General features: G+C 63.2%; 10 protein-coding genes. 4 read left to right on the top strand and 6 right to left on the bottom strand.

From position 1 onward, the window contains the following. Nucleotides 1-4: 4 nt before the first annotated feature. From ACZ3GY_RS16680 to ACZ3GY_RS16705, 6 genes are all read right to left on the bottom strand, one after another. Entirely contained in the window at nt 5-2407 is a 2403-nt protein-coding gene (locus tag ACZ3GY_RS16680) for a TonB-dependent receptor (RefSeq protein ID WP_465911157.1), read from the bottom strand. A gap of 180 nt (nt 2408-2587) precedes the next feature. Then, nucleotides 2588-3520 carry a FecR family protein gene (locus ACZ3GY_RS16685; RefSeq protein WP_465911158.1) on the bottom strand — a complete coding sequence of 311 codons (933 nt, stop codon included), beginning with the start codon at nt 3518-3520 and terminating at the stop codon, nt 2588-2590. Next, on the bottom strand, nt 3517-4020 hold the full coding sequence (locus tag ACZ3GY_RS16690; RefSeq protein ID WP_465911159.1) for an RNA polymerase sigma factor: 504 nt from the start codon (nt 4018-4020) through the stop codon (nt 3517-3519). Before ACZ3GY_RS16690 ends, ACZ3GY_RS16685 begins: the two co-directional genes overlap by 4 nt. Nucleotides 4021-4202: 182 nt before the next feature. Then, complete coding sequence (locus tag ACZ3GY_RS16695) at nt 4203-5501, bottom strand: TRAP transporter large permease (protein ID WP_463562476.1); 1299 nt, start codon at nt 5499-5501, stop codon at nt 4203-4205. Then, nucleotides 5491-5967, bottom strand: coding sequence for a TRAP transporter small permease (locus ACZ3GY_RS16700; RefSeq protein WP_463562477.1), 477 nt, complete (start codon nt 5965-5967; stop codon nt 5491-5493). Before ACZ3GY_RS16700 ends, ACZ3GY_RS16695 begins: the two co-directional genes overlap by 11 nt. A gap of 42 nt (nt 5968-6009) precedes the next feature. After that, complete coding sequence (locus ACZ3GY_RS16705; RefSeq protein WP_465911161.1) at nt 6010-7008, bottom strand: DctP family TRAP transporter solute-binding subunit; 999 nt, start codon at nt 7006-7008, stop codon at nt 6010-6012. 335 nt (nt 7009-7343) lie between these two features. Here ACZ3GY_RS16705 and ACZ3GY_RS16710 point away from each other — a divergent pair, with 335 nt between their 5' ends. From ACZ3GY_RS16710 to accB, 4 genes are all read left to right on the top strand, one after another. Beyond that, on the top strand, nt 7344-8690 hold the full coding sequence (locus ACZ3GY_RS16710) for an MATE family efflux transporter (protein ID WP_465911162.1): 1347 nt from the start codon (nt 7344-7346) through the stop codon (nt 8688-8690). Between the two features lie 271 nt (nt 8691-8961). Next, nucleotides 8962-10731, top strand: a complete 1770-nt coding sequence (locus ACZ3GY_RS16715) for a protein-disulfide reductase DsbD (RefSeq protein ID WP_465911163.1) — start codon at nt 8962-8964, stop codon at nt 10729-10731. Between the two features lie 120 nt (nt 10732-10851). Beyond that, nucleotides 10852-11301, top strand: a complete 450-nt coding sequence (gene aroQ / locus ACZ3GY_RS16720; RefSeq protein WP_225837939.1) for a type II 3-dehydroquinate dehydratase — start codon at nt 10852-10854, stop codon at nt 11299-11301. 72 nt (nt 11302-11373) lie between these two features. Beyond that, nucleotides 11374-11823 carry an acetyl-CoA carboxylase biotin carboxyl carrier protein gene (gene accB, locus ACZ3GY_RS16725; protein ID WP_225837937.1) on the top strand — a complete coding sequence of 150 codons (450 nt, stop codon included), beginning with the start codon at nt 11374-11376 and terminating at the stop codon, nt 11821-11823. Nucleotides 11824-11825 lie beyond the last annotated feature (2 nt).

An 11825-nucleotide genomic window follows, 5' to 3' on the forward strand; every position in this document is an offset into this window, starting at 1 on the left:
CAATTTAGAAGTCCAGAGTGGCCGAAACCTTCAGGGTTCGCGGCTCGCCCTGGGTCAGGTAGCCGCCGTTGGTGGACGCCCAGTAGGCCTTGTCAGCGACGTTCTCCAGGCCGGCACGCAGGGTCAGCTTGCGCTCTTCATCGAGATTCATCCCATAACGGGCGCCAAGATCCACTCGCGTCCAGGCGGGGATGCTCAGGTCGTTGGCCGAGTCTATGTACTGGCCGCCAGTGCGCAACAACAGACTGTTGAGGCTCAGCCCAGGCACACCTGGCACATCCCAGTCGGCACCCACGTTGAACTGGAACTGCGGCACGCCAACAGCGCGGTTACCGTCATTGGCGCCATCTGCAGTGCCTCGCAACTCGGTGTCCATCCAGGTCGCCCCAGCCAGTACACGCAGCCCGGATACCGGCTCACCGAACAGGTTCAACTCGACGCCGCGGTTGCGCTGTTCAGCATCCACGCTGAACGTACCGCCCTGAGTAATTCCTTGCGGTTGCTCGATCCGATAGACACCCAGGCTACCACCGAAGGTGCCCCAATCCAGCTTGATGCCCGCCTCGATCTGTTTGGAACGATAAGGCGCGAATGTCTGCCCGGCGTTGTTGACCGCCGCGGTAGGCGCGGTCGGCCCCTGCTGCAGAGATTCGATGCGGTTGGCGTACAGCGACACGACGTCCGTGGCCTTGAACACCACGCCATAGGCCGGCGTGGTGATGCTCTCATCATAAGGCGTCCCACGAACTCCGCTGTTCGCGTTCCAGGAGTCAGAGGTCAGGCTCTGCCGACGCAAGCCCAGCGTCAGCAGCAGGCGGTCGTCCATGAAGCCCAGCGTGTCGGAAATGGCAGCACTGCGGGTCGTGAGTTTGGCCGTCTTGCGTGGATCATGGATATCACCACTGACACTGGGTATCGGCTCGGGGCTTGGGAAGGGATCGTACAGATTGCCCGGCAAGCGATTGGCTGCGATGGTCGACTCGAAGGCATTGCGCTTTACCTGCCACAAACCGTTGACCGCGAAGTTCAGTTGATGACTGATCGCACCGGTCTGCACACGACCACGCAAGCCGCCTACCGAGCTGAGGGTTTCCTGGTCGAGCGGCGAATAGAGACGACCGACCCGACCATCTCCATTCGACGAGGCGAGAAACAGCGAGGAATACACACCATTCTCGCGGGTGTACTTTCCGCCGCCGGCCAGGTAGGCCGTCCAGTTATCACTGAGGTCGTACTCGGCGTTGAACATGCCATAGGTATCCTCCAACTGCGACCAACTCCAAGGCTGCGCGTAGTTGGCGTCCGAGTCCGGTGCCTTGGGGAGCTTGCCGCCTAGCCCAGCGGTTGACGCAGCCAGGTTGATGACCGCTCGGCCTTCATTGATACGCTGCTTCTGGTAGCCGAAATCAGTCGAGACGCGCAGCCTGTCACCGCGGTAATCCACGCCGACAGCCGCCAGGCTGAAATGTGAATGCTCACCGTCCACCGCCGCTTCGCCATCACGCTTGGCCAGGTTGACGCGTAGCCCGAAGCGATTGTCCTCGCCGAAACGCTGGCCCAGGTCGATATGCCCGCCAACACGCGAATCACTGGCGTAATCGAGGGTAATGCTGCGATTGGGGGTATCCTCGGCGCGCTTGGAAATCACGTTGATCGTGCCGCCGACGCCGCTACCACCAGGTGCCACACCATTGAGAAAGGCATTGGCGCCTTTGAAAACCTCCACACGTTCCACGGCCTCGGTGGAAATGATCTGCCGCGGCAGGATGCCGTACAGACCGTTGAAGGCGATCTCGTCGCTGTACAGCTGGAAACCGCGCACCACGAACACCTGGGAGAAGTTGCCGAAGCCGTTGGACTGGCGAATCGCCGGATCACTGGCCAACACCTCACCAAGGCTGCGCGCTTGACGATTATCGATCAGTTCGTTGGTGTAGCTGGCCGCGCTGAACGGCACATCCTGCATGTCCTGATTGCCCAGCATACCGATGCGCGCACCTCGGGCAACCTGGCCACCGGCGTATTCCACGGGCAGATCGAGGCGGCCTTCGGCCTGGCCGCTGACGGTGGTGGCGCCGAGTTGCAGGGCGTCGTTGCCCTGGCTGAGCGGCACCAGGGTCACGGTGCCCTGCTGGTCGATCTGGTAGCTGAGGCCACTGCCCTGCAGCAGCAATTGCAGGCCTTCAGCGACCGAGTAATCGCCCTTCAAGGCCGGTGCCTGACGATCACTCTGGGTCAGGCTGGCGTCGTAGAGCAGACGCACATTGGCCTGTTCGGCGAAATCGGTCAGCGCAGCATCGAGGCGCTGGGCAGGCAGGTCGAACTCCAGCGCTGACGCGGTCGTGGCAACGAGCAGCAGGTGGGCGGCAGCCAGTGCCTGGAAAAGAGGAGAACGCGTCATGCGCATGCTGGGTTTCCTGTGTTCTGCCAAAGTTCATGCGAAAAAGTCGCATTTGCAGAAACGGAAGACGAAACGCCGATGCGTTTCTGAACCAGGAACGTAAGTATTTTTACGTCAGCCGCTAAATATCTATCGTGGCACCTGCAAGACCGGCCCGGCATCGCTGAAGACCGCGCTGCGAAAACCTTAGCTGCGGCTCACCAGCAGCAGCCCGGGCAGCCTTACCAGGCGCACGGGCAAGTTGCTTTCGATGGCGCGCAGCACCGCCTGCGGGTCGTCATGGGCGAAGACTCCGGTCACCTTCAGGTCACGCACGCTCTGGTCGAGAAAGATCACCCGCTGGCTCTGGCTGCGCTCTAGCTCGGCGAACACCTCGCTCAGAGGCTGTGCACGAAACACCAGTTTGCCGCGCTGCCAGGCCAGTTGCTGACGGGCATCGAGTGGCTGCACAGGCTCCAGTTGATCACCGCTCCAGCGCACCTGCTGGTTCGCACCTACTGGCAGCGGTTGCTCGCGGGCATCGCTGGCCTGCACCTGCCCTTCGGTCACAGCCAGTACCACCTGGCCACCGCTGTAGTCGACATCAAAGCGCGTACCGGTCACGCGAATACGCGCTGGCCCGGCCTCGACGAAGAACGGCCGGCTGGCATCCTTGGCCACCTGGAAGTCCGCTTCACCACGATACAGACGAATGCTCCGGCGCCCTTCGCTGATGCTCCAGTCCAGCGCGGTGGCGCCATTGAGCGTCAGCACCGTGCCATCTTCCAATTCGACGATGCGCACTTCGCCCGGAGCGGTCGCCAGGTCGGCGTACCAGCCCACCCAGGTGCCCTGGGGCAACCAGAGGGCCAGGAGCAGCATGGCGGCGCTGGCCAGTGGCACCGCCCAACGCAGCCGCCGGCCACGGCGTAGTGGCAGAACCAGCGCAGGCGCGGGCTGCTCGCCAAGCTGCCCCAACAAAGCCCACAACCGATCCACCTCACTGGCGGCCTGCTCATGGGCCGGCGAAGCACAGCGCCATGCATTAGCGGCGGCCCGGTCGGCAGCGCTGGCGCGGCCGGAATGCAGCAGTACCTGCCACTCTCGAGCCTGGGCGAGAAGCGAAGAATCGGTGGTCACGACATCAAGTCCATTTTCTGCTGACACTGCTCCAGGGCCTTGAGGATATAGCGCCCGGCCATGCTTTCGGAAACACCGAGGCGCTGGCCGATTTCCTTCTGGGTCAAGCCATCGAGGCGGTTCCACAGCAGCGCCTGGCTCAAATGTGGGGGCAGATCGTGAAGAATATCTTGCAGGCGGGCAAGCTGTTGACCATCACCGACGATCTGCTCGGGACCAGGCTGATCCGACTCCAGTTCCACCGACACGCTTTCCTGCACGGGCCGCGCCTGTTGCTGACGACGGTGATCGATGATCAGGTTACGGGCGATGCGATAAAGAAAGGCACGCAGATTCTCCACTTCTCCCGTGCCACGGCGCTGAAAGCGCAGCCAGGTTTCCTGACGCAGGTCGGCCGCCAGCTCGTCGCACTTCACCTGGCGGGTGAAGAAGCGCAGCAATTCGCCGGCATGGTGCTGGAACTGGCCTTCCTGGGCATCGAAGTCGTGGGGCGGGCGCACTCGGCAATCTCGTGCTGGAAACGGGTTGCGAACATATATCCGCTGATAATAATTTTCAATCAGCCAAGGCAACCCCTCGTCGGCCACCGGGCAGCACAAGCGCATTGCTCGACCAGCCCGGTTAACCTCTTGAGGGTTCACGCCAGCCGCCTACAACCCAGGCGCCAACCCTCAACCCCTCATCAATCCACCGCGTAGCCAAGTACCCGTGGCAGCCACAGGGCGATTTCTGGGAACACGGCAACCAGCACCAGTGCACAGCCCATCACCACGACGAATAACAGCGCCCAGCCGATGGTCTGCTCGAGGCGAATCTTCGCGACTTCGGCGGTGACCATCAGGTTGATCGCCACGGGCGGCGTGAACTGGCCAATGGCGATGTTCATGGCCAGCAGAATGCCGAACCACACCGGGTTCCAGCCGAAGTGCTGCATCACCGGAATCAGGATCGGCATGAGGATCAGGTAGATCGAAATGGCGTCCAGCAACATGCCCGCCAGCAGCACCGCGACCATCACCAAAATCAGCAAGACCGTGCCGTTATCGGACAGCGAGATCAGCCATTCGGCCATGTGCCGGAACGTGCCAAGCATGGTGCCGGCCCAGGCGAAGATGCCGGCCAGGGCGATGATCAGCATCACCACACCGGAAATTACCCCCGCCTCGCCACACAGGCGCCACAGGCTGCGCCAGTCCAACTCCCGGGTGACGAACAGCCCCACCGCCACGCCATAGGCAACCCCGACCACCGCCGCTTCCGTAGGGGTGAACAGGCCACTGCGCAAACCACCCAGAATCAGCACCGGCGCCAGCAGTGCCGGAATCGCCTGCTTAAAGCTTGGCCACAGCGGTGGCCGCTCAGCACCTTCGGGCGACTCCCAGCCGTAGTGACGCGCCAGCAGCCAGATCGGCAGCAACAACACCGCACCGGCCAGAATCCCGGGAAACAGACCGGCGGCGAACAGCGCACGCAGGTCGACACCGGGCACCACGATTGAATAGAGAATCAGCGCAATCGAGGGCGGAATCAGAATGGCCGTCGACGCCGATGCGGCGATCAGCGTCGCGGAAAAGGGCTTGGGGTAACCGGCTTTGGTCATGCTCGGCAGCATCACCATGGCCACCGCAGCGGCATCCGCCGGCCCGGAGCCACTCATGCCGCCCATGATCAGGCAGACCAGCACCGCGACCATCGCCAACCCGCCATGCCGCGGGCCGATCATCGCCTGGGCAAAGCGCACCAGACGCAATGCTACGCCGGCCTTTTCGAACACCAGGCCGGTGAGGATGAACAGCGGAATGGCGATCAGCGGGTACTTGGCCACACCGTTATAAGTGTTGGTGCCCAAGGTCGCGAGCATGTCCGGCGACAAGCCGGCAATGATGCCAATCGCACCGGACAGGCCGAGGGCGAAGGCCACTGGTACACCGATCAGCAATAGCAGCAGAAAACTGGCGATCAGCCAGAGATCAGGACTCATCGTGTTCGCTCCCACGCAAGCGATCCAGAGTCATCTGGCTCAGGCGCACGAACATCAACAGGCTCAGCAGCGGCAGCCAGACCACGTACCACCAGTTGGGCAGACCCAGGCCAGGGGACTCGGATTGCCATTGGTATTCCTCGAGGGCGAATTGCCCGCCGAACCACAGCACCAGTCCGAGCACCAGCGTGCAGGCCAGCCATTGCACGATGATCAGCGGCGTGCGCAGGGCCGGGCACAGGCGCTCGAGAAAGCCGATACGAATGTGCCGGTTGCGGCGCAGCGCCACCGAGGCACCGGCAAAGGTCAGCACCACCAGCAGAAAGACCGACAGTTCTTCGGTAAAGGCAAAGGATGCATTGGTGAAATAACGCACCACCACGTTGGCCAGGCTGATCAGGCTGATGATCAGCAGCGCCAGGGTGGCGAGTCCGCGCTCGAGCGGCGCGTCCGCTGGTTTGTTCATGACGTCCTCACAACGGGAGCCGGCGCCGGCTCCCTACAACGATCAGGGTTTGGCAATGGCGCTACGGGCCGCGTCGAGCAGTTTGTCACCGATCTTCGACGCCCACTTTTCGTGAACACTCTGGGTCGCGTCGACGAACGTCTGACGCTCGGCAGCGCTCAGCTCGACCACCTCGACACCCCGGCTGCGGATGTCTTCCAGGCGCTTGGCCTGCTGGCTGCGCGACAGCTCGACTTCCCACTTGCCGGCGTCGATTGCCGCCTGCTCGAGCAATTTGCGATCAGCCTCTGGCAGGGTTTTCCACACGCGCTGGTTGACCGCGAAGATCAGCGGGTCGGCCATGTAGTGCCACAGCGTCAGGTACTTCTGGCCAACCTGATCGACCCGCGCCACATCGAATACCGACAGCGGGTTTTCCTGGCCGTCCACCGCGCCGGTGGTCAGCGCCGGTTTGGCATCCGCCCAGCTCATCTGCGTAGGGTTGGCACCCAGTGCGCTGAAGGTGTCCTGGAACAACGGCGAGCCGACCACGCGGATCTTCATGCCAGCCAGATCGGCCGGTGCGCGCACCGGTTTTGATGAGTTGGAGACCTCACGAAAACCATTCTCGCCCCAGGCCAGGGGCACGATACCGCGCGCCTCGATAGCGGCGAACGACAGTTTGCCCGCCTCGCCCTGGGTGATGGCATCCAGATCAGCGTTGTCGCGCATCAAGAATGGCAGGGAAAACAGGTTCAGCTCAGGCACCTGCGGCGACCAGTTGATGGTCGAGCCCACGGCCATGTCGATCAGCCCGGAGCGCATCGCCGAGAACTCCTTGGTCTGATCACCGGCAACCAGTTGCGCGTTCGGGTAGACCCGCAAAGTGATGCGTCCTTCGGAGCGCTCATTGACCAGATCCGCCCACTTCTGCGCGGCCTGCCCCCAGGGGAACGCATCCGACAATACGGTGGACACGGAATATTCACGCGCCTGCGCAGAAAAGCCTGCAGTCAGTGCAGCAGTCGCGGCCACAGCCGCGAAAAAACCAGTGAGTTTCATGATGCGTCCTTTATTGGATCGTGGTTCTAGTTGTTTTAAGCGCTTACGCCTCGGCAGCAGCCAGGGACGCAGCAGATCCAGCGGCGAGTGGATGCCTCGCCTGGTAGTGCCGGATTGGCACGAAGAGAGCACCGACGGTGCCAGAGCGGCCGTTTTCGTCTTGTGAACGACTGGCCGCCGCCTTGCGGGTTGCGCTGAGCCTGGCAACTATCCCAGAAGCGCCGCACGCATGCCATCTCCACTGCCGCCGAAAAACGTTCAACGGCCACATCCCTAAAGCTGCCCGCTGTCATCGCACGCCGCTTTATACTGCGCAACCCCGATGGAGCCCCCGCATGTTTCGTGATGCCTGGCGCCACGCGCCGACCCACCGCAAGGTCTGGGCGCTGGCTGCACCGATGATTCTTTCCAACCTGTCCGTGCCACTGGTGGCGCTGGTCGATACAGCCGTGGTCGGTCACCTGCCCCACGCTCATCAATTGGGCGCCGTGGCGGTGGGCAGCAGCCTGTATATCCTGATCGTCGGGCTGCTCGGTTTTCTGCGCATGGGCACCACGGGCTTCGCCGCCCAGGCTTGTGGCCGGGGGGATGGCGGCGCATTGCGCCAGGTGCTGGTGCAGGGCCTGCTGCTCGCCGCATTGCTGGCACTGACCCTCGGTGCGCTGGCGGTTCCCTTCAGCGGTCTGGCCTTGGGGCTGATGAATCCGTCGGCCGAGCTGGATGCCCTGACCCGCGACTTTCTGCACACCCGCCTGCTCGGCCTGCCGGCCGCACTGGCCAACTTCGCCTTGATCGGCTGGCTGCTCGGCGCCCAGAACGCGCGCGCGCCCCTGGTGATGCTGCTAGTCACCAACCTGCTGAACATCGTGCTGTCGCTGTGGTTCGTGCTGGGCCTCGACTGGGAAGTCGTTGGCGCTGCCCGCGCGGCGGTGCTGGCTGAATGGGGTGGGCTGCTGGTGGGCCTGGCGCTGACCCGTGGCGCCCTGCGCCGTCATCCTGGCAGCACCCAATGGGCGGCGATGGGCAAGTGGCAGAGCTGGAGCGCGCTGCTGGGCGTCAATCGCGATATCTTCCTGCGCTCTCTGGCGCTGCAGGCGGTGTTTTTGCTGATCACCATTCAGGGGGCACGCCTGGGCGACGCCACCGTGGCAGCCAACGCGCTGCTGCTCAATGGTCTGCTGGTCACGGCCTATGCCTTGGATGGGCTGGCCCACGCGGTCGAGGCGCTGTGCGGTCACGCCATCGGCGCGCGCGACCGCCTGGCGCTCAGGCGTAGCCTGATCGTCGCCGGTTTCTGGTCGCTGCTGGCCAGCCTGCTTTTCGCGCTGGCGTTTGGCGCGGGCGGCCACCTGTTCGTCAACCTGCAGACGAACATCCCAGTGGTACGCGAAACGGCTGGGCACTACCTGCCCTACCTCGCCTTACTGCCGCTGTTCGCGGTGTGGAGTTATCTGCTCGACGGCCTGTTCATCGGCGCCACCCGTGCCCGGGAGATGCGCAACGCCATGCTCGTGGCCCTGGCCCTCGGCCTGCCAATCGCCCTGGCACTGCAGGGCTTTGGCAACCACGGCCTGTGGATGGCGTTCCTGGCCTTCATGGCCCTGCGCGGCCTGACGCTGGGCGCCCTGGCCTGGCACCTGGCGCGCCGCGACCTGTGGCTCGCAACTCCCAGCGGCCGGTAATGCCAGGCTACTATTGACTCGGTCTGAAGGCGCGCTCAGTGGAAGGTTGATGGGCTTCGGCCCAGTCATTTTCGTGGATCGGCCGCGAACCGCGTCAACATTCCTCGCTTTGCGCCCCAGCAAGCGCCCACAGGCTCGCGGCCTTATGCCGCAGCAACCGAGCGCAACGGCTGGTGACAGCCACCTGGCGCAACCACCACTTACAGCACACCCCATGGCGTAGCTCGCTGGCTCCGTTATCATGGCGCCATCAACGCCCCACGAGATGCCCATGCCACGTTTCCTCTGCCTGCTGCTGTTGCTCGTCGTCCTGCCTGCTGGCGCGGGTGTTTTCGATAGCCGCCCGAATGCGGCGCCGCTCGGCCAGGCGCTGAACAACAGCGCGGATTTCCTGCCGGTGCGCGAGGCGTTCAAGCTGAGCCTGGTGAACAGCACGCCCACTTCCGCGACCCTGCGTTTCGTCGCGGCCGAGGGCTATTACCTCTATCGTCACCAGTTCAAGTTCAAGGTCGAACCCGCTGCGCTGGCCGGCGCGCCCGTGGAAGTGCCGGAAGGCCTGCACAAGAACGACCAGTATTTTGGCGACGTGCAGGTGTTCTACGAGGTGCTGGATGTCGAGGTGCCGCTCGACAATCCGGACAATGGCCCACTCAACCTCGCTGTCACCTACCAGGGCTGCGCCGATAAAGGCCTGTGCTATCCACCGGAAACCGAGACACTGGCCATCAATGGCGGGGTTACCGCTTCGAGCGGCGAAGCGCTGCCGAGCAAAGCGGGCTGGAGCTGGACCGATCTGGCGCTGATGTTTGCTGCCGGTCTGACGCTGACCTTCACGCCATGCGTGCTGCCCATGCTGCCGATCCTCTCCGGCGTGGTGCTACGCGGCCGGCCGAGTCGCGGCCGTGGGCTGGCATTGTCGCTGGCCTACGTGCTGCCAATGGCCGCCTGCTACGCCGCACTGGGTGCATTGATGGGTCTGTTCGGCGCCAAGCTCAACCTGCAGGCGATGCTGCAATCGCCGTGGATTCTGGTGCCATTCGCGCTGTTCTTCGCACTGTTCGCAGTGGCCATGTTCGGCGTCTTCGAACTGCGCCTGCCGGCCTTCATCCGCGAGCGTCTCGATCGCAAGGCAGCGCAGACACAAGGTGGCACTCTGGCCGGCGCAGCGACCCTGGGCGTGCTTTCCAGCCTGATCGTTTCCCCCTGCATCACCGCGCCGTTCACCGCGCTACTGCTCTATATCAGTAGTACCGGCGATGCCGTTGGTGGCGCGCTGCAGCTGTTCGCGCTCGGTTTGGGCATGGGCACGCCGCTGGTGATCTTCGCAGCCGGCGGCGGCGCGCTGCTACCCAAATCGGGCACCTGGATGGTCGCTGTGCGCAACGCCTTTGGCGTGATGTTGCTGGCGGTATCGGTGTGGCTGCTCGAACGAGTCTTGCCCGGCAGTTTGTCGCTGGCGCTATGGGGCCTGCTGGCCGCTGGCGTCGCGCTGTTCCTGGGAGCGCTGGAGTTCACGCCGAAAAGCGCGCGGGACAAACTGGCCCAGCTCGCCGGCCTGGTTTTGCTGGTCTACGCCCTGGCAGCCTGGACGGGCGCCCTGCAAGGCCGCGACGACCCGCTGCGACCGCTGGGCAGTGGTTCGGCGGGCGCCGAGCAGAACACCACGACAGCCGGCAGTTGGCAAACCATCAGCACCCCTGCGGAACTGGACGCAGCCCTGGCGCAGGCCAAGGGCGCAGGCCAGCCACTGCTGCTCGACTGGTATGCCGACTGGTGCATCAGCTGCAAGAAAATCGAGCGCGAGGTGTTCAATTCACCACAGGTCGGCCCGCAGTTGGCTGACTATCATCTGCTGCGTTTCGACATGACAGACAGCACGGCAGCCCAACGCGCGCTGCTCGACCGCTATCAGCTGTTCGGTCCGCCGGCGATCCAGCTGTTCGATGGCCGCGGCCAGGAATTGCACGACCTGCGGGTGGTCGGCGAGATTGACGCTGCGGGCTTTTCCGAACGCCTGAATCAAGCACGAGAACGTTTTTAGGCAATTCGGTCACATCTTCGGCGAAAGATGCGGACATCGTGCCGACTACTCCCGAAAACTGGACATCCCTACGGCACTTCTGGCAGAGTCCGCGCAGCTAAAAAGAAGGAAGCCCGGATCATGTCGACCCTACTGGTTTTGCACGGCCCCAATTTGAACCTGCTCGGTACCCGAGAGCCCGGCACCTATGGCGCCACGACCCTCGAGCAGATCAATCTCGACCTGGAGCAACGTGCCCGCGAGGCCGGCCATCATCTGCTGTACCTGCAGAGCAATGCCGAGTATGAGTTGATCGACCGTATCCATGCTGCCAGAGGCGAAGGCGTCGACTTCATCATCATCAACCCTGCCGCCTTCACTCACACCAGCGTCGCATTACGTGACGCGTTGCTGGCGGTGAGCATCCCATTCATCGAAGTGCACCTCTCCAATGTGCACAAGCGCGAGCCTTTCCGGCATCACTCCTACTTTTCCGACGTGGCGGTAGGCGTGATCTGCGGTCTCGGCGCCAGCGGTTATCGGCTGGCCCTCGAGGCGGCCCTGGAAAACCTGGCGAGCCAAAACACCTGAAACCGGCGCCTTGAAGCGGCGGTTCATTCGCACAACTTGAACGACCCTGACCAGACTGGGAGTTGAACACCTATGGATATTCGCAAAGTCAAAAAACTGATCGAGCTGCTGGAAGAGTCCGGCATCGACGAACTGGAAATCAAGGAAGGCGAAGAGTCCGTACGCATCAGCCGTCACGGCAAACAACCGGCCTATGCCCAGCCTGTCTATGCACCGGCTCCGGCACCAGTTGCAGCAGCCGCTCCGGTTGCTGCCGAAGCCGCCGCACCAGTTGCTGCCAAGCTGAACGGCACCGTAGTGCGTTCGCCAATGGTCGGTACTTTCTACCGCGCTGCTTCGCCAACCTCGGGCAACTTCGTTGAAGTCGGTTCGACCGTGAAGAAAGGCGACATCCTCTGCATCGTTGAAGCGATGAAGATGATGAACCACATCGAGGCCGAAACCAGCGGCACGATCGAATCCATCCTGGGCGAAAACGGCCAGCCGGTGGAATACGATCAACCGCTGTTCACCATCGTCTGATG

It is taken from the genome of Pseudomonas sp. PME37.24/006 (genome assembly GCF_055556635.1).

Excerpts from the sequence above, each read along its gene's own strand:
- ACZ3GY_RS16710 (WP_465911162.1), top strand. The coding sequence starts at position 7,344 with ATGTTTCGTGATGCCTGGCGCCACGCGCCGACCCACCGCAAGGTCTGG.
- ACZ3GY_RS16715 (WP_465911163.1), top strand. The coding sequence starts at position 8,962 with ATGCCACGTTTCCTCTGCCTGCTGCTGTTGCTCGTCGTCCTGCCTGCT.
- ACZ3GY_RS16680 (WP_465911157.1), bottom strand. The coding sequence starts at position 2,407 with ATGCGCATGACGCGTTCTCCTCTTTTCCAGGCACTGGCTGCCGCCCAC.
- aroQ (WP_225837939.1), top strand. The coding sequence starts at position 10,852 with ATGTCGACCCTACTGGTTTTGCACGGCCCCAATTTGAACCTGCTCGGT.
- accB (WP_225837937.1), top strand. The coding sequence starts at position 11,374 with ATGGATATTCGCAAAGTCAAAAAACTGATCGAGCTGCTGGAAGAGTCC.
- ACZ3GY_RS16695 (WP_463562476.1), bottom strand. The coding sequence starts at position 5,501 with ATGAGTCCTGATCTCTGGCTGATCGCCAGTTTTCTGCTGCTATTGCTG.
- ACZ3GY_RS16700 (WP_463562477.1), bottom strand. The coding sequence starts at position 5,967 with ATGAACAAACCAGCGGACGCGCCGCTCGAGCGCGGACTCGCCACCCTG.
- ACZ3GY_RS16705 (WP_465911161.1), bottom strand. The coding sequence starts at position 7,008 with ATGAAACTCACTGGTTTTTTCGCGGCTGTGGCCGCGACTGCTGCACTG.